Genomic DNA, 16,070 nt, shown 5'->3' on the forward strand with positions numbered 1-16,070 from the left:
TTAGTTATAAATGGCTAACTTGGCGTTTTTATTTGGCACTAAATAAGTTAAGTAGAATAACTCCTGCCACGATTAAGATCACTCCTAGCATACTGATAATGTTAAGTTGTTCTTTATAGATTAGGGTTGCTATTGCAGTAGTAGCTAAAATACCGATGGCACTCCAGTTTGCATAGGCAATGTTTAAAGGAATTTTAACCATGGCTAGCGACAAAAAGTAAAAGCAAAGGGCAAAAGAAACCAACGAACCAATAGTAGGTAACAATTTGGTGAAACCTAATGACATTTTTAATAGGTTAGTGCCGATTAATTCGCCCACGATAGCAAGCGCTAAAAATACGTAGTAAAACATATTAATTTACCTCATCCAACAAATATTATATTTTATAAGTAAATAATAACATTTAGTATTTGTTTTGGCTAAAGAAATCTTTTTTTATAAAATCTCTTTACTTACAAAAAGTAAGTGTTATAATGTAATTAATCACTTACGAAAAGGGGAAGATTTACATGAAGACTCAACTATTAGATTTACAAAAACAACGTCGTTCTATCTACGCTTTAGGTAGAAACGTTAACCAAACTCCAGAAGAATTAACTGAATTTATCGAAAACACTATTAAGGAAGCTCCTTCAGCTTTCAACAGCCAATCCACTCGTGCCGTAGTTCTATTTAACGACTACCAAGACAAGATCTGGGACATGGTTTTAGATAACTTAAAGCCACACTTGAAGTCAGATGATGCTGTTAAGGCAACTACTGAAAAGATTAACGGCTTTAAGAACGGTTTTGCTACTATTCTATACTTCACTGATATGGATGTAGTTCACGGCCTAGAAAAGAACTTCCCAGCATACGCTGACAACTTCTACGACTGGTCAGAACAAGCACAAGGTAACGCTCAATACGCTGTATGGACTGGTTTAGCTGAAAACGGTATTGGTGCTAACGTACAACACTACAATCCACTAATTGATGCTGATGTTGCTAAAGAATTCGATATTCCAGCTAACTGGAAGCTACGTGCTGAAATGGTATTTGGTTCTATCGAAGCTCCTGCACAAGCTAAGGACTACATGGACGACAAAGATCGTTTCAAGATGTTCAAATAATCAATAATTAAAGATAAATAAAAAGACTGGATTTTCATCCAGTCTTTTTTTATGCATTATTTTCTAATGCCACGGTTATTATTATCACGCTTAGGTGCTCTAGGTTTATCTTCACTAGTAGAAGTGCTGTCAGGATCTTTATCTACTGAGGATGACTTCTTACCCATGTGACGTTTTTGTGCTAATTCTTTCATTTGTTGTAAAGCTTTAGCATTACGAATACCTTCGGGAGTAAGGTGATGATTATGTCCGAAGTTTTGTACTTGTTGAGCTAATTCATAATACCAAGGACGAGTAGCATGACTTGGGTAAGCAATGATTACCAAATGATCATCTACATATTGTCCTAAGAAAATTTGAGAAATTTCTTTGTGGGCATCCTTAGCTAAGTTTTCTACCCAATCATGGTCATGACCCATACGTTCTAGTACGTCTTCGTTAATGGCACCATCGGTAATAATAGGGTAACTTAATGATTCGTCACCGAATGTGGTAACAGTAAGTTGTCCATTTTGTTCTAGTACCGCAGATTTAACATCTTGGAAGTTACTAATACCTTTAGTACGTAACTTAAAGGATAAATCGGAAGCTGACATTCCGTTCTTTAGGGCGGTGTCTACATTAATAATTCCGTTATTAATAATGTTTTGTGGTTCACCGGCCAACAAGCGCCTAAAGATAGGGAACTGACGACTTAAAATACGGCTGACAAAAATAATCAATGACCAAATTAACAAGACGATGAAGAATTGAAGAGTAGTAATGGCTTGATTGTAAATCATACCACCAATAATACCCCCAAGTACGTAGTTTTGAATTTGATCGACCGCATTAGAAGGAGCCAAGTTACCTTTACCAGATAAGTTGATTTGTACTACTAATACCACGAATCCGATTAAGAATTTAAATAAGATTTCTAAGTATTCGGAATTCAAATTACCAATGTTTAATTCAGTGCGGTCATGGTAAGTAACTTCACTAGGAATTAAGCGAATAGGTTGTAGACGATAACTATTGTAGCTGGTATTAAAGTCAGCTTGATAATAATTACGTCCTACCTTCACAGTCATACCATTGGTTAATTGAGTGGAACTTACGTAAATTTGTGAAGTAGATACGTGTTTGTTTCTACTAATATCTTTAACCATTTGCGTAGTTTGTGAATTTTGTGATGACGAATTCTTTTGTTGCATAATATTGCTGAATCCAATACTAATTGAAAGAATGGCCACCAAAATCATGGTGATAAATAAGTCTCGGTACTTTAAGTTAGTACGATCGCGCATGTATTTAAAACCATTAAAGATAATCATTATTCCCACCACAACGGCTAAAGCCACTAATAGATATGTAACCAAAGTATTAGGGTGAGTTAAATAATTATATGAATATAAATCCATAAAATCACCTGTATTCTATATATTTTACATTGATTATTATAGGACTAATTAGATACGAACGCCACATTCTGTAACATCTCAGTAATAATCTTTAATCGAATTGCAACATTGTTGTGTCTGCTGTGTAATAATCATTCCCTATAATATGCATTGTTAAGTAATTAAGACAATTACATATTCTAAATGGAAAAGGGATGGCTAAATTTTATGAAAACTATGAGCAAACGAAGTGTCGTTTTAATGGCGATGGCAATGTTAACCCTATTTACTTTATTCGCTTTTGTGCAATCCAATCAACACACTGCTAGCGCTAAGACACGTACTCGTAGTCGTTTCAGCAGAATTTACCGCGTTGCTAGAAGAAAGCTTGGTAGACCATATGTATATGGTGCAGCTGGTCCCAACCGTTTTGATTGTTCTGGTTTCGTTAAATATGTTTACCGTCATGGTGCACATAAACGCTTAGCTAGAACCGCTCAAATGCAATACCGCCACGGTAGAAAGATTAGAGCAAGACACGCTAGACGTGGCGATCTAGTTTTCTTCGGAGGCAGTAAGTATAGCATTTACCACGTAGGTATCATCATTGGTAAGAACCGTATGATTGATGCGCAAAACCGTGGGGTAGTAACTGAAGCTATTCATGCTCCTTGGTGGCATGTAGTAGGTTACGCCAGAGTTTAATATGAAATTGACTAAGTCCAGCTTCGGCTGGGCTTTTTTCATGATAAAATTTACCGTCGTGTATGGTAAGATATTAGATAGATTAGAAGTTAGGAATGTTATTTAATGAAAAAAATATTTTGGGATGAAGTAAAGTTTCATAAAGTGAAATTTTATTTCACCGTTACCCCTGCAGGAATTAATTTTATTAATAATCCCAACACGGGCATTTCCAATATTTATAATTTTTATCCTAAGCTGGATGCGGAATTTAAATTAGGGGACACTACTACAAAACCCTACCGTAAAGAATTAGCTCAATATCTATCCGGTAAAAGAACTACTTTTGATTTACCAGTAGATATTGATGAAGATGCAGATACACAACGCATTTATCAATTAATTCAACAAATTCCTTACGGTACGACTACTAATTTAATAGATTTTTGTAAGCAACATGAATTAGATACTAAACAAGTGAAAAAAGCTATTTTAACTAATCCATTAATTATTTGGATTCCTACTCATCGTATTGTGGGAATTGATTATGCCGCTAGTTACCGTAAAGTGGCGGATTTAAATTATTATTTAATCCAACTAGAACAAAGTAACTATTAAGGAGTTTTATATGAAGAAATTACCCAAAACCGTTAAAAAAGTATGGTGCATTACTGCTTGGTTAGTATTACTAGTAGAAATTATCATATTGGTAGGGTTATATATTGCGGGAAACATTTACGACTGGTATGAAGGCTGGCTAGCTGGACTTGCCGGTTTATTTTTAGTTATTTTCTTAGCCAAAATGATATTAATTCCCTATCGTTATGCCTTTCATCAATATGAAATCGCCACTGATCATGTAGGAATTAAAAAGGGCTTTATTTTTCGTAGCCAATACACGATTCCTATTGCACGTGTACAAAACGTTAATTTAAACCAAGGCCCGATATTAACTGCCTTTAAGTTATACAAAGTATCGGTAGACACTGCTGGTGACAGTCATTCTATTGATGCAGTTACATATAAAGAAGCTGACCAAATCAGAAAGCAAGTAATGCAACTTGCTATGGAGGCCCGCAATGCAAGATAAACACTTACATCCGTTGGCTATTATTTTCTATATTAGATCGATAATCGTACCGATTATTTGGTTGGTATTGGTGCAATTTAAAGAATCTTTTGGCTGGTTCTGGAATTCGGCAGCAGTAGGTGCTTTACTAGTTTACATTCTGGTTTATTACTGGAACTTTAAATATTCGATTTTAGATAATCAAATTGTGATTAAAAAGGGAATAATTTTTAAAAAGCAAATCCATATTCCTTATGAACGAATTCAAAGTATTCATCATAGCCAATGGTTCTTTTTAAAACCCTTTAACTTAGAAGAATTAGTCATTGAAAATGCGGGACATGATGGATCAGAATCTAAACTGAAATTTTCCGTAGTTAGTGAAGAAATGGGACAAATCCTAGAGCAAAAGCATCATCAAGCTTTACATGGTGGGATTGAAGATGAAGACACTACCGATGTAGTAGGTGATGATGAAACATCAGCAGAAGATGCCCAAGTGGATGCTAAATATAGTATCGATGAGCATGACATGCGTTGGTTTGGGATGACTAGTTTTAGATTCTTTTTCTTCTTATTGATTGTGGGTCGTTTTTATGACAGTTCATTGAACGTATATTTGCAGAAAATAGAAGACGGGGTAATTGCTACTATTCAAGCGTGGAGTGTAGCAGGCATTATCATTAGTGGTATTTTGGCACTATTATTAAGTTTTCTAATTTCGTTTATTAGTATATGGTTTCAATACTATGGATTTACGTTAGTTCGTCAGGACGGATACTTAATCTTTAGTCGCGGAATTATTCAAACTAGTCGTATAAAGATTGCTACCAATCGTATTCAAAGTGTGGCCTTAGAACAAAACATTTTGCGTAATTGGTGTCATTTAGTAACGGTAAAAATTGTGATGGTTTCCGATGAAAACGAAAAAGCTTCACAACAACAACCCGTAATTTTGCCGGTAGTAGAAAATGCTAAATTGTGGGCAACTTTAAAAGAATTTTTACCTTGGTTACCCCAACAAAAGCCTAGTCGATCTGTACCTAGAAAGTACGCTTGGTGGTTATTTTTCCGTAACGCTGGTTGGCTATTAATTCCAGTTGTTAGTTTAGCCTTCTACAGCTGGCAGGCTGCGTTGGTAGTAGGCATACTAGTAGCAATATTTATGTTATTGGATACCTACTACAAATATTTAAATACCGGAGTAGGTTTAACAGGTAATAGCAAAGAAGACTATTTAGTTACACACACTAGTCGTTTATTCTATCGTCGTACCAACTATGTAGATTGGCATCACATACAATCGATGGAATTTAGACAATCCATGTGGATGCCTAAAAAACGTTTAGCTCATTTAGTGGTAACTGTTCGTAGTGGATCATCTGCATTACGAACCGAAGTTAGATATGTGAATGCTGCAGATGCTAAAAAAGTCTATGCATGGTATCAACAATAAAAATTTAATAAAAAAATTTTAGTAAGAGGAAACGCTTATATAACAACGTTTTCTCTTACTTTTTGTTAGCACTAATAAAATATATCGTACACAAACTATTGACACAAGATTAAAATCCTTTATTATAGTTAATGTAATATAAATTAAGGGGGTTCATATTTATGAAACTAACTATTACAGATGCAGCAAAAGAAAAGATTCAAAACAAAGTTCAAGGCAACGCTAAGTTCTTCTTGAGTTTAGATGACGGTGTTGGAAACTTTTCCGACGCAGGTTCCTGCGCTATTGATACATCTTTTGATTTGATTGCAGTTGACCCTGATTTGGAAGACAAAGACTTCAATGCTAGTATGGATTCTGATTTAGGTAAGGTTTACTACAAAGATTACAGTGAATCATACTTAGATCAAAACTTAAAACTAGATGTTAAGTACAATTCATTAATTCTATCTGGTGACTCAGGTATGATTGATGGAAACGTACCAGTGGTAGACAAACGTAAATAATATTTAAGAATTAATTTATAGATAACAAAAAAACAATATTTTAGCTTAATTAAACAAAAACAATATGGTATATGGTAGAAAAAACGACTGTTCAGCGGCAGTCGTTTTTTTATTTAAGCAGATGATTTGGTAAAGTATCGATTAATTGATAGAATACTGACAAATAATAAGTAAAAGGAGTCGAGTGAAATGAAGAATACATTAGTAATCGGTGCCCACGGACATGTAGGGGTACAATTAGTAGAAAAATTAGGCCAAGACAATCACCAAGTTTTCGCCGGGGTTCGTAGTGAAAAACAATTTGATGAATATGCAGACATGAAAAATGTAAATCCTGTATTATTTGATCTAACTGCTTTACCTGAAGAAATGGCAGAAGTATATCGTCAACGTGCTATTGACGAAGTAGTATTTTCTGCTGGTTCTGGTGGTGCTACTGGTGATGACCAAACTCTAATCATTGATCTAGATGGTGCTATTAAGAGTATGGAAGCTGCTAAGATAGCAGGCGTTAAACGTTATGTAATGGTAAGTGCTATGGGAGCTGATGACCGTAAATTCTGGCCAGAATCTGGTTTACATGGTTACTACATTGCTAAGCATTATGCCGATGAACATTTACGTCACAGTGATTTAGATTTCACTATCGTTCGTCCATCAGCATTAACTAACGATGCCGAAACTTCCAAGGTAGATGTAGTAGAAAAACGTGGTAGTGATATGAGTATTCCTAGAGCTGACGTGGCTAACTTCGTAATGAACGTTTTAGACCATGATGACAGCATTAATAAGGTTTACGAAATTACTGCTGGTGACCATGACATCGTGGATGCATTTGAAAATTAACTTGTATACATTTCGTGCATATGATATGGTTATCTGAGTTATAAAGATGAATCAATAAAATTAAAACGCCCTTGATTCGAATATGAAACAAGGGCGCTTTTTCAACCTATTGATTAGATGGAGGTATGAAATGATAACTGTAAGTAATATGGGATTACATTTTTCCGGTAAAAAATTATACGAAGGTGTCAATCTTAAATTCACTCCCGGTAACTGTTATGGAGTTATTGGGGCCAACGGTGCAGGTAAATCTACTTTTCTAAAACTATTAGAAGGTAAGTTAGAACCCACTAGCGGTAGTATCTCAATCGGTAAGAACGAACGAATCTCTAGTTTAAACCAAGATCACTATGGCTTCGAAGATTACGAAGTATTAGATACGGTTATTCAAGGTCACGAAAAACTATACAAGATTATGAAAGAAAAAGATGCTTTATACGCTAAAGCAGACTTTTCTGACGAAGATGGCGTTAGAGCTGCCGAATTAGAAAGTGAATTTGCTGAAATGGATGGTTGGAATGCCGAAGCCGATGCTTCTCAACTACTACAAAGTGTTGGTATTTCAGAAGATTTACATTACGAAAAAATGAGTGAACTAACTGAAGGTCAAAAAGTTAAGGTTTTACTAGCCCAAGCTTTATTTGGTAACCCAGACATTTTACTATTAGACGAACCTACCAATGGTTTGGATAATCATACTATCGAATGGTTACAAGACTTCCTAGCTGACTACGAAAACATTGCCATTGTGGTATCTCATGATAGATACTTCTTAAACCAAGTATGTACTATGATGTGTGATGTGGACTTCAACAAGATTCAACTATACGTAGGTAACTACGACTTTTGGTTGAAATCCAGTCAATTAGCTACTAAGATGCGCCAAGACGCTAATGCTAAGAAAGAAGACCAAATCAAAGAACTAAAAGAATTCATTGCGCGTTTCTCTGCCAATGCTTCTAAGTCCAAGCAAGCTACTTCTAGAAAGAAACAACTAGAAAAAATCACTCTAGATGATATTCAACCATCATCTCGTAAATACCCATTCATCAAGTTCGAAAAAGAACGTGATTTAGGTAATGACTTATTATCTGTAAAGAACGTTTCTAAGTCCATTGATGGCAAGAAGATTTTAGATAACATTACTTTCACACTAAGACCAGGTGAAAAGACTGCTATCTTAAGTAGAAATGACGTGGCAACTACTACCTTAATGCAAATTCTAGCTGGTAAGTTAGAACCTGACACTGGGGAAGTAGTTTGGGGACAAACTACTCGTCGTAGTTACATGCCAAGAAACATCAATTCTGATTTCGAAGATGATTCATTAACTATCATTGATTGGTTAAGACAATTCGCTTCTAAAGAAGAAAGTGATGACCCATTCCTACGTAGTTTCTTAGGTAGAATGCTATTCTCTGGTGATAACATTCAAAAACAAATTAAAGTGTTATCCGGGGGAGAAAAGGTTCGTTGCATGTTATCTAAGATGATGCTACAAAAGGGTAACGTCTTATTACTAGATGACCCTACTAACCACTTAGATATGGAATCCATTACCGCCTTAAACGACAGCTTAATTCCATTCGACGGTTCCATTGTCTTTACTTCTCATGACCGTGAATTTGTACAAACTATTGCAGATCACATTATTGAAGTATCTGACAAAGGGATGGTACAACGTGCCGATACTAGTTACGATGACTTCTTAAAACATGAAGATATTCAAAGACAAGTAAACGAATTATATTAATAAAAAAAGACACCATGTTTATTAACGTGGTGTCTTTTTTAACATAAATATCAAAAATATTACTATAAGATTAAAATTCATTTACAAGAAGCTTTTTTAATACTATTTTTGTGCAGTTTGTACTATATTATAAGTACGGCATTTAATAAATATGGATGGAGTGAACAAACATGAAAAAGATGTTATCATCTTTGGGATTGGTAATGCTTTTTGGTGCTACTGCTGTTGCACTTGGTGGACAACCTGCTAACGCGGAAACAACCAACCAAGACAATCAAAAAACTGAACAACCTGCTCAACAATCTTCTGGTCAAAATAACAGCCAACAAGGTCAAACCAGCAATTCAGCTAATAATCAAAATAGCAGCAACAATAACAACCAAAACAACAATAGCCAAAACCAACAACAACAACAATCAGACAACAAGTCTGATCAACAAAATCAACAACCAACTCCACAACCACAACCAAAGCCAGCCCCAGCTCCAGCTCCTAAGCCAGCTAAGCATATCGCACATGCTAGCTACCGCATTAGATCAGCTAGAAAATACAACGCACGTGTTATTAGATCAAACAACATGCGTTTATTCTCCAAAGCTTACAATCCTAGTGCAAAATACTTAGGTAAGCCTCAACTAAAAGGCCAATTGGTTCAAGTGATTAGAGTAGCACGCTCACGCAAAACTAAACATTCTGTAAAGCGTACTTACTACCAAATCAGTTATCGTGGACAAATTAGAGGTTGGGTAAATGCTATTTATCTAAGAAAAACTAGAGTATACGAAATTCCATTTACATACACTAGTCAACATTTCCCATTCAATGCCCCTAATGGATGTGAAGCTACTGCTTTGAAGATGGCTTTATCAGCTAAAAACGTTGGTTTAAACCAAGGGGTAGACGAATTCTTGCGAGTAATGCCTCGTTCTAGTTACGACTACAACGAAGGATTTGTGGGTAATCCATATGCCGTAAACCACACCGAACAAGATTGGACTATTTACCCTCGTGCTTTAGCTAGATTTGGTCGTCAATTTAGAAAGTACGTATACAACATCACTGGTGCTTCTAAGATGAAGATTATCCGTGAAGTTAGACATGGTAACCCAGTTATTGCCGCAACTGGATACCGTATGCGTAAAGCTACTGGTCATACTCTAGTAGTTGTTGGATACAAGCATGGTTACTTCAAGATGGCCGATCCATCATCATGGAGAGGTACCTTCAAGCATGCTAACAACTTGCCTGTATTCTGGGTTTCAACTAGACAATTCATGAGAATTTACAACCACGAAGGTCGTAAGGCTGTATTGGTTCACTAATTCTTAAATAAAAATAACGCACCTGAAAAGGTGCGCTATTTTTTTATACATATTTTTCGGTAAGTCGCATGAACTCATCGATATCTTTTTTAATTAATTTAACGCCGGCTTCCCAGAAATCAGGTTGCGTTAAGTCGACATTTAAGTGTTTTTTAGCTAAGTCTTCGGTAGACATATTTGCAGTATCACGTAATAACGCGATGTATTTATCTTCGAAGTTATCGGTCTTTTGTGCTTGCGCATAAATTCCTAAACTAAATAAATAACCGAAAGTATATGGAAAGTTGTAGAAAGGTACGTCATCAAAGTAGAAATGCATCTTGCTAGCCCAGAAGTGTGGAGAGTAGATGTCTAAGGAATTATCGAAGGCATCTTTTTGCGCTTGCAACATTAGTTCGTTGATTTGACGAGCAGTTAAAGTACCGTTTTTACGTTTTTCATAATAACGAGTTTCGAATAGATAACGAGCATGAATATTTAAAAACATAGCAATAGGATTATCCATTTTATCGTTTAATAAACTGATTTTTTCTTCATCGGAAGTAGCTTCTTTTACGTTAGCATCTGCAACGATTAACTCACCTAAAGTAGAAGCAGTTTCGGCAACGTTCATAGCGTAATCTTGACGGAAATAAGGTAAATCCGTCATAACACTACTATGAAAGGCGTGGCCTAATTCATGCGCGATAGTGGCAGCATCGTTAGGTGAACCAGTGAAAGTTAGAAAGATTCTAGCTTCGCCGGTTTCTGGTAAGTCTTGCATATAGCCACCAGGTTCTTTGCCAGGACGGTTTTCAGCTTCAATCCATCTATTTTCAAAAGCTCGTTTAGCTAATTGCGCCATCTTAGGAGAGAACTTCTTAAATTGTTGCATAATAAATTCGGCAGATTGATCATAAGTAATCTTGTCGCGTTTAGTATTAGATAAATGCAACGGCGCTTCTACATCTTGCCAACCAATGGTATCTTTGCCCATTAGTTTAGCTTTACGTTGTAGATACTTAATCATTAAGCTTTTATTTTCATCGACGACTTGCCACATAGTGTCTAAAGTTTGCTTAGACATGCGGTTTAAAGCTAATGGATAAGTTAACACATCGTCGATATGATGCACTTGATAATCGGTTAGTCGACTACCAGATAAGTGATTTAAAGTATCGGCGAATAAGTTTTGTTTTTCACCCCAAGCTTTTTCCCAGGCAGGCATTAAATCACGACGATAATTAGGATCGTCATTACCTAGAATTTCGTTGTCAGCTTGTCCGGCAGATAAAGTAATGGGGTTGCCATCTTTATCATGGAAGGGAACTTTAACGGAAGCTACTAGAGTATTGTAATGACTAGACCAACCACTTAAGCCGTCTAATTGCATTTTACTAATTAGCGCTTCTTGTTCATCACTTAATAGATGTTTCCCGAAGTCACGACTTTCTTTTAGTGAAAAAGCGATAGTTTGTAAGTCGGGTAAAGCAATCAATTTAGCAAAAGTATCATCATCGAGTGCTACTAGCTTCTTTTGTAATAATTGTTCAGCTTGAGAAGCCTGCATATCCAAAGCTTGGATTTTATCCATCAATGGTGGTATTTCATCGTCATGAATATTGTCGGAATATTTACCATTTACATACATGCCGGCTTGCACTAAAGCAGCTTTAATTTTTTGAATAAATTCTACTAAAGCAATGAAATTGGTATATTCAGGCGCATCATCTTGCCAATCATAGTCATGAATGGTGTCGCGAAATACTTGAATAGAATGTTGAATAGTATCGATTTTATTAGTAAGGGCTTTGCCATGAATTCCACCGGGAAAGATGGAATCTAAGTCCCAATTTAGTGAATATTTCATAAGGACCTCCTAGTTGCGAATTTAAGTCATTATAGCAGAGTTTATGTTAAAAGCGACGAAAAAAGACCTCTATCTAGAGGCCTTTTATTATAGTCGACGGTAATTGTCTAACAGACGTTTTCTTAACTCTTCATTGTGTGCGAAAATGTATAATCCTTTTACTCCACGTTTCATTAAAACGTTGGCGGAATTTAATACTAACGCTTGTTTGATTTTAGCAAATTCTTTAGGATCCGTAATATCTTTACGTTTCTTCAAGGATTCTACATCGGTGAATTTATCTAAGTTAACTTTAACTTGGTCACCATCTAGGTAGACAGGAGGGCCTAAGATAACTCCCACATAGTTTAAATCGAATCCTTGGCAAGTAAACATGGAACCGACTTCGCCGATAGTTTCAGGAATTTCTGCCCAAGGAGTTTGGGTGTAATTATATTGATCCCAAGGCATTTTGAAATCAGGTTCTAATACATAATGCTTACCACCATCTAAAGTAGATGGGTAACCGGAAGTAGAAACAATACGGCTTAAACCGTATTTATTATTTTTAGCTACGATAGCTTTACGCATTTCTTCGGCATTATCGAAGACACGAAAATCATAGTTTTCTTTAGCATCTGCCGGCATATCGGTTAAAGTACCGTCGGTGAAAGTATTAATCCATTTTACTAAGTCATCGTTAGCGGTCATTCTAAATTGATGAGTTAGGTGATATTCACCGTTAGTGTAGGAATCGATGATGTTATGTAATCGTTCAAGGTTCCAGAATGACTTAGTACGTAATACTTGGCGGTGGTCAAATACCAAGACGGTAATTTGTGAACGTTTAATAATTTCGGCTAGTTGATTATCATAGTAGAAATTATTGTAGTGATCACCGCGAGAAAGTAATAGGTGGGCTTCATCTATGATAGTAATATCGACGGGTTTAGGATTTTTATCATATTGGTTGATAAAAGAAGTAGGACGGTTAAAGTTCTTCTTTAACACGTGGGCTTGTGACCCCGCCATTTTCTTATATACTTTGAGGATTTCGGGATGATTTACCAAAAAGTAATTGTTGCTTTGATAAAGGGGATTATCTTTATCATGGGCCATTTGTTGTAAATCAAAGAATAATTTACTTAAAATAACCGACTTACCAGTTCCGGCATCACCATAAATAGTAAAGACGGCATGTTGATCATCATGTAAGTGATCAATAGCGAATTTTTTAATCTTTTCGACTAAGTGAGCTTGTTCGTCGGTAAGTTGTTTAGTAGGGGCCAGTTTTTCATCGGCCGCATTCATATCTGACATACAGACTATGCTCCTTTTTTAAATTAAGTACTTTCTATTTTAGCATTAAAAAAGAGTTAGTAATAATAATTACTAACTCTTGTGTGAGATGTATATAAAATTAAACTAGTTTTTCAATTAGTTCGTTAACGGCTTTGATGTAACTATCTAAGCGTTGGTTAACAGTTTCTTGGGTATCGTCTTCAGTACCGATGTAGAACTTAATCTTAGGTTCAGTACCAGAAGGACGAATAGCTAACCAAGTACCATCAGCTAACCAGTACTTCAATACGTTGGACTTAGGTAAGTTGATAGTTTCTTTAGAACCATCAGCGCTAGTCTTTTCGGAAGTGCTGAAGTCTTCTAGAGTAACTACGTCTTGACCATTGAATGACTTCATAGGATTCTTACGTAATTCATCCATCATAGCAGCCATCTTGTCTTTACCAGATAGGCCATTGAAGTATTTAGAAATAGTCTTTTCTTCGTGGTAACCATACTTCTTGTAGATGCTTTGTAGACCATCGTATAAGGTTTGACCCTTATCTTTGTAGTAAGCAGCTACTTCAGCAAGTAAAGCAGTGGATTGAATAGCATCCTTATCACGAACGAAAGGTTTAATTAAGTAACCGAAACTTTCTTCAAAACCAAATAGGAAAGTGTGGTCATGGTTTTCTTCAAAGTTCTTGATCTTTTCAGCGATGTATTTGAAACCAGTTAAAACGTTTTGCATTTCTACACCGTAGTTATTAGCAATCTTAGTAGCTAATTCGGTAGAAACGATGGATTTAACTACTGTACCATCAGCTGGTAATTCACCGGCGTTCTTCTTAGCAGTTAGAATGTAATCTAATAAGACGGAAGCAATTTGGTTTCCAGTCATTAATTCGTAACTACCATCAGGTTGACGAACAGCGGCACCTAGACGGTCAGCGTCAGGGTCAGTGGCGATTAATACATCAGCGTTTTCTTGTTTACCTAGTTTGATAGCATAGTTAAATGCTTCTGGGAATTCTGGGTTAGGAAAGTCTACAGTTGGAAATTCTGGATCGGCAATAGCTTGTTCCTTAACTAATGAGTAGTTGGCAAAACCAACATTGTTTAAGGCACGACGACCGATAACTTTACCAGTTCCGTGAAGTGGGGTGTAGACGAATTTTAGATCCTTACCTACTTTTTGGATTAATTCATGATTGATGTTTACGGATTTAATGTTGTCTAAGTATTCAGCATCTACGTCTTCACCAATTACAGTTAGTAATTTTTGTTTACGTAAATCAGCTACATCAGCAACTTTAATAGCGAAAACATCGTCAGCTTTACGAACATAATCAGTAATCATGTCGGAAGCATGAGGTGGCATTTGTCCACCGTCTTCACCGTAAATCTTGTATCCGTTGTATTGCATAGGGTTGTGACTGGCAGTAATCATAATACCAGCGAAAGTGTGCAAATGACGAATAGCAAATGACAATTCGGGAGTAGGGCGAATATCATCAAATACGAATGACTTGATGTTATGTTGTCCTAATACGCGAGCTGCTTCATAAGCAAATTCTTTAGAATGGTAACGAGAATCAAAACTAATGGCCACGCCACGACGCTTTTGTTCATCATCTAAAGTATCCATGTATGAAGCAAGACCTTCAGTAGCTTGACGAACAGTGTATATGTTCATGCGATTGATTCCGGCACCTAAAAGGCCACGCATACCGGCAGTACCAAATGACATGTTAGTTCCGAATGAATCGTTAATTTCATCTTGGTTATTAGCGATTGCGGCTAAATCATGTTGTACTGATTCGTTTAGATTGGGTTGATTTACCCAAGTTTGATAAAGCTTTTGTGCATCCATTTTAATGTCTCCAATAAAAATATTTAAATACTAGAATAAGTATAGTTAACCAAACGCGGTTAGTCAATTTTTGGGGCTATTTGTAACATAAATAATGGGTAAGATTTGGAGTCAATATAATTGAAACTAAACAAATGTATATGTTAGTTTACTTGTAAACCGTAAGTAATCAACAAAAAAGGAGATTGTGGATATGGACAAGAATGAAGAAATTATTAAAACCGCACACAGACGTTACGCCACTAAGAAATTCAATCCTAATAAGAAAATTTCTGACAAAGATTGGAACACTATTATGGAAGTAGCTCGTCTTTCACCAAGTTCCTTTGGTTTTTCACCATGGAAATTCTTATTGATTGAAAATGACGACATTAAAAAGGCTATCTATAATGATGCTTGGGGAGCACAAAACAGTTTAGATGGTGCTAGCCACTTCGTAGTAGTATTAGCTAGAAAGAACGTCACTGCTACTTCTGAACAAGTACAACACATTACTGAAGCTGTCCAAGATCATACTTTCTCACCTGATTCAGCATTTACTAAGAAATTCACTGATTTTCAAGAAAATGATTTTGATTTAAACAGTGAACGTACCTTATTTGATTGGGCAAGTAAGCAAACTTACATTGCTGTAGCCAACATGATGACCGCTGCTGCTGAATTAGACTTAGATAGTTGTCCTATTGAAGGATTTAACCGTAAAAAGGTTAACGATACTTTAGCTTCTAAAGGCCTATTTGACCCAGAAAAATGGGAAGTATCATTAATGGCCGGCTTTGGTTACCGTGACCAAGATATTACTCCTAAGAAACGTCAACCTATGGAAGAAATCTACAAGGTAGTTAAATAAATTATGAAAAAAGCAACTAGGCATTCTGCGGGGATGTTTAGCTGCTTTTTTATTTTTTATTACTATTAAATAGATAGTCGTAACTTAGCGTGGTGAAGCCAAGTATAAAT

At 36.0% G+C, this 16,070-nt stretch carries 15 protein-coding genes; 10 read left to right on the top strand and 5 right to left on the bottom strand.

The genetic code is table 11. The features are described 5' to 3' along the window. Nucleotides 1–28 precede the first annotated feature (28 nt). A complete protein-coding gene (locus D7I45_RS01155) occupies nt 29–352 on the bottom strand; it encodes a DMT family transporter (RefSeq protein WP_120783968.1) in 324 nt (107 codons plus the stop codon). A gap of 158 nt (nt 353–510) precedes the next feature. Between D7I45_RS01155 and D7I45_RS01160 the strand changes: the two genes are divergently transcribed. Then, on the top strand, nt 511–1,113 hold the full coding sequence (locus tag D7I45_RS01160) for a nitroreductase family protein (RefSeq protein WP_120783969.1): 603 nt from the start codon (nt 511–513) through the stop codon (nt 1,111–1,113). A gap of 56 nt (nt 1,114–1,169) precedes the next feature. On the opposite strand, the gene D7I45_RS01165 is transcribed toward D7I45_RS01160, so the two are convergent. Then, complete coding sequence (locus D7I45_RS01165) at nt 1,170–2,513, bottom strand: DUF3290 family protein (RefSeq protein ID WP_242446899.1); 1,344 nt, start codon at nt 2,511–2,513, stop codon at nt 1,170–1,172. Nucleotides 2,514–2,729: 216 nt separating this feature from the next. On the opposite strand from D7I45_RS01165, the gene D7I45_RS01170 reads away from it, so the two are divergent. The 8 genes from D7I45_RS01170 to D7I45_RS01205 all read left to right on the top strand — a co-directional run bounded on the left by D7I45_RS01170 (nt 2,730) and on the right by D7I45_RS01205 (nt 10,128). After that, nucleotides 2,730–3,197: a C40 family peptidase gene (locus tag D7I45_RS01170; protein ID WP_340137534.1), complete on the top strand. Its 468-nt coding sequence runs from the start codon at nt 2,730–2,732 to the stop codon at nt 3,195–3,197. Nucleotides 3,198–3,302: 105 nt separating this feature from the next. Beyond that, nucleotides 3,303–3,794: an MGMT family protein gene (locus tag D7I45_RS01175; RefSeq protein WP_120783971.1), complete on the top strand. Its 492-nt coding sequence runs from the start codon at nt 3,303–3,305 to the stop codon at nt 3,792–3,794. 10 nt (nt 3,795–3,804) lie between these two features. Beyond that, complete coding sequence (locus D7I45_RS01180) at nt 3,805–4,266, top strand: PH domain-containing protein (protein ID WP_120783972.1); 462 nt, start codon at nt 3,805–3,807, stop codon at nt 4,264–4,266. After that, a complete protein-coding gene (locus tag D7I45_RS01185) occupies nt 4,256–5,701 on the top strand; it encodes a PH domain-containing protein (protein WP_120783973.1) in 1,446 nt (481 codons plus the stop codon). The genes D7I45_RS01180 and D7I45_RS01185 overlap by 11 nt, the downstream gene beginning before the upstream one ends. Before the next feature lie 161 nt (nt 5,702–5,862). Continuing rightward, complete coding sequence (locus tag D7I45_RS01190) at nt 5,863–6,207, top strand: iron-sulfur cluster biosynthesis family protein (RefSeq protein WP_120783974.1); 345 nt, start codon at nt 5,863–5,865, stop codon at nt 6,205–6,207. A gap of 189 nt (nt 6,208–6,396) precedes the next feature. Then, a complete protein-coding gene (locus tag D7I45_RS01195; protein ID WP_120783975.1) occupies nt 6,397–7,053 on the top strand; it encodes an SDR family oxidoreductase in 657 nt (218 codons plus the stop codon). Nucleotides 7,054–7,183: 130 nt separating this feature from the next. Continuing rightward, nucleotides 7,184–8,806 carry an ABC-F family ATP-binding cassette domain-containing protein gene (locus tag D7I45_RS01200; protein WP_120783976.1) on the top strand — a complete coding sequence of 541 codons (1,623 nt, stop codon included), beginning with the start codon at nt 7,184–7,186 and terminating at the stop codon, nt 8,804–8,806. 170 nt (nt 8,807–8,976) lie between these two features. Further along, entirely contained in the window at nt 8,977–10,128 is a 1,152-nt protein-coding gene (locus D7I45_RS01205; RefSeq protein WP_120783977.1) for a C39 family peptidase, read from the top strand. Nucleotides 10,129–10,171: 43 nt separating this feature from the next. Here the strand turns inward: D7I45_RS01205 and D7I45_RS01210 are convergent, their stop codons facing one another. The 3 genes from D7I45_RS01210 to D7I45_RS01220 all read right to left on the bottom strand — a co-directional run bounded on the left by D7I45_RS01210 (nt 10,172) and on the right by D7I45_RS01220 (nt 15,110). Next, entirely contained in the window at nt 10,172–11,977 is a 1,806-nt protein-coding gene (locus D7I45_RS01210; RefSeq protein WP_120783978.1) for a M3 family oligoendopeptidase, read from the bottom strand. An 87-nt stretch (nt 11,978–12,064) separates the two neighbouring features. Then, on the bottom strand, nt 12,065–13,276 hold the full coding sequence (locus tag D7I45_RS01215; protein ID WP_120783979.1) for a DUF2075 domain-containing protein: 1,212 nt from the start codon (nt 13,274–13,276) through the stop codon (nt 12,065–12,067). 100 nt (nt 13,277–13,376) lie between these two features. Then, nucleotides 13,377–15,110 carry a phospho-sugar mutase gene (locus D7I45_RS01220; RefSeq protein ID WP_120783980.1) on the bottom strand — a complete coding sequence of 578 codons (1,734 nt, stop codon included), beginning with the start codon at nt 15,108–15,110 and terminating at the stop codon, nt 13,377–13,379. A gap of 193 nt (nt 15,111–15,303) precedes the next feature. Between D7I45_RS01220 and D7I45_RS01225 the strand changes: the two genes are divergently transcribed. Continuing rightward, nucleotides 15,304–15,960 carry an NAD(P)H-dependent oxidoreductase gene (locus tag D7I45_RS01225; RefSeq protein ID WP_120783981.1) on the top strand — a complete coding sequence of 219 codons (657 nt, stop codon included), beginning with the start codon at nt 15,304–15,306 and terminating at the stop codon, nt 15,958–15,960. Nucleotides 15,961–16,070 lie beyond the last annotated feature (110 nt).

Source organism: Apilactobacillus bombintestini, from assembly GCF_003627035.1.
GTDB classification, from domain to species: Bacteria; Bacillota; Bacilli; order Lactobacillales; family Lactobacillaceae; genus Apilactobacillus; species Apilactobacillus bombintestini.

Excerpts from the sequence above, each read along its gene's own strand:
- D7I45_RS01210 (WP_120783978.1), bottom strand. The coding sequence starts at position 11,977 with ATGAAATATTCACTAAATTGGGACTTAGATTCCATCTTTCCCGGTGGA.
- D7I45_RS01225 (WP_120783981.1), top strand. The coding sequence starts at position 15,304 with ATGGACAAGAATGAAGAAATTATTAAAACCGCACACAGACGTTACGCC.
- D7I45_RS01180 (WP_120783972.1), top strand. The coding sequence starts at position 3,805 with ATGAAGAAATTACCCAAAACCGTTAAAAAAGTATGGTGCATTACTGCT.
- D7I45_RS01200 (WP_120783976.1), top strand. The coding sequence starts at position 7,184 with ATGATAACTGTAAGTAATATGGGATTACATTTTTCCGGTAAAAAATTA.
- D7I45_RS01205 (WP_120783977.1), top strand. The coding sequence starts at position 8,977 with ATGAAAAAGATGTTATCATCTTTGGGATTGGTAATGCTTTTTGGTGCT.
- D7I45_RS01195 (WP_120783975.1), top strand. The coding sequence starts at position 6,397 with ATGAAGAATACATTAGTAATCGGTGCCCACGGACATGTAGGGGTACAA.
- D7I45_RS01155 (WP_120783968.1), bottom strand. The coding sequence starts at position 352 with ATGTTTTACTACGTATTTTTAGCGCTTGCTATCGTGGGCGAATTAATC.
- D7I45_RS01175 (WP_120783971.1), top strand. The coding sequence starts at position 3,303 with ATGAAAAAAATATTTTGGGATGAAGTAAAGTTTCATAAAGTGAAATTT.
- D7I45_RS01185 (WP_120783973.1), top strand. The coding sequence starts at position 4,256 with ATGCAAGATAAACACTTACATCCGTTGGCTATTATTTTCTATATTAGA.
- D7I45_RS01160 (WP_120783969.1), top strand. The coding sequence starts at position 511 with ATGAAGACTCAACTATTAGATTTACAAAAACAACGTCGTTCTATCTAC.
- D7I45_RS01165 (WP_242446899.1), bottom strand. The coding sequence starts at position 2,513 with ATGGATTTATATTCATATAATTATTTAACTCACCCTAATACTTTGGTT.
- D7I45_RS01170 (WP_340137534.1), top strand. The coding sequence starts at position 2,730 with ATGAGCAAACGAAGTGTCGTTTTAATGGCGATGGCAATGTTAACCCTA.
- D7I45_RS01190 (WP_120783974.1), top strand. The coding sequence starts at position 5,863 with ATGAAACTAACTATTACAGATGCAGCAAAAGAAAAGATTCAAAACAAA.
- D7I45_RS01215 (WP_120783979.1), bottom strand. The coding sequence starts at position 13,276 with ATGTCAGATATGAATGCGGCCGATGAAAAACTGGCCCCTACTAAACAA.
- D7I45_RS01220 (WP_120783980.1), bottom strand. The coding sequence starts at position 15,110 with ATGGATGCACAAAAGCTTTATCAAACTTGGGTAAATCAACCCAATCTA.